At 47.3% G+C, this 1,421-nt stretch carries 1 protein-coding gene and 1 pseudogene; both read right to left on the bottom strand.

Features of this window, described 5'->3' with window-relative positions; all coding sequences use genetic code 11:
• A pseudogene (locus tag ABJ99_RS29985) lies at positions 1-1,076 on the bottom strand (relaxase/mobilization nuclease domain-containing protein); the annotation flags it as partial.
• The coding region (locus tag ABJ99_RS23910; protein WP_412032789.1) for a plasmid mobilization protein at positions 1,066-1,421 on the bottom strand (356 nt) is incomplete at its 5' end. The gene ABJ99_RS23910 and the pseudogene ABJ99_RS29985, both read right to left, overlap by 11 nt.

The raw sequence follows: 1,421 nt of genomic DNA, 5'->3' as shown, positions 1-1,421 counted from the left end.
GCGGCAGTGCGTCGCCCTGCAGTTTCAGCAGGACTTCGCTGGTGATCTCTCTGTCGTTGCCCGGTGTGTACGTTGTCATTGTGTTCTCCATAAGTTTGATAGAACCTAGCTTCGCGCTCGGCCAGCAGTCGAACACGATCTTCAGGGGAGGCTTCGGAATAGGCTTTGCGAAACTTGGGGGTGGCCTTGTTGACGTACTTAATTTCCTTTGCGCGCTGTGGCCAGGCGAGCAAGCGTTCCTGAATCACACTGGCTTCAAGCGGTGGTTTCTTCAGTTCACGCCTGACAATGAAGTCATCCTGAAAGATGGTGTCTTTCAGATTCGTGCCCTTTGCGTCACCAGGTAACTTGACCGAAATATATTCAGTGTCCTTACCTTCGTTACGGATGCGTGTCTCACCGTGTTCAGCTACCAAGGCATAAAAGTCAGCCCGTGTAGTCACACCACGTTCAATTATCTGCTTGACCAAATCTTGCTTGAACTCCCGATTCTTACCGTAGAAGTCATCGCCCTTGTAACGAGACAGGACACTGGCCGCGTCGGTGATGTCCGCACGGACATTCTCACGCGGTGAAGACAGACCATACTTCTGATTAATGTGCTCCTGAAAAGCTTCAAAGTACTTCTCATGATTCTTATAAACATCGACCGGATTGGCCTCGTTGCCGCTCAGCAGGTTGATACGCGGGATAATAATATGGATATGGGGTTTGCGGTCGATCACCTCACCAGTTTTCCTGTCAGTGACAGTCTTCATTTTGGGCAAATGCGCTTCGGCATACAGATTAAATTCTTCAGGCTTGTACGCATGCATGAAAAAATTCTTAAAGTCGGTCGTCACTGCTTTAAGCAACTCAGGTGGAACCGTGTCTTCTTTGAAACTTAGCGTAAATGTCAAATAGCGACCCTGACCATGATCAGGAGTACTTTCATAGATGGCCCGAGTCACACTGAGTTGCCCCTCAATGATCAAGCGATGATCCAATTCATCACGCGTAAACTCTCGACCTGATTTATTGCCTTGCTCTAAATACTCCTGCGCCCCTGTATTATAACCACTGACTCTAATCAGCATGATCAATACCCGCTAATAAAATCGATTCGATGACCATCAGCGTTTCATACCATTTATCTCTCACACTGTCGGTGATGATCCCCCTATCACTCGCCGCTTTTGCGATGTAAGCCAACTGAGAAATGTTGTTGCCCGCCTTATTAACGATAAATACAATTCTCCTCTTAAACCCGGTAAACTCTCTAAATACTGGGAGTTGATTTAAGATCAGCTTCCTAAAGAAATCAGATACAGAACAGCCCGCCCGCTTGATCATGTCATCAAACTGGGCCATTTCGTCTTGTGTGAGTCGAAACCGGATGATATGAACCTTTTTGCCGGATGTATCGGCGTTTTTCAAGGTAG

The sequence above is a fragment of the Pseudomonas syringae pv. cilantro genome (genome assembly GCF_001293775.1).
GTDB lineage: Bacteria > Pseudomonadota > Gammaproteobacteria > Pseudomonadales > Pseudomonadaceae > Aquipseudomonas > Aquipseudomonas syringae_P.
Note: the sequence above shows the minus strand (reverse complement) of the source record. Positions and strands in the feature narration are given on the sequence as shown.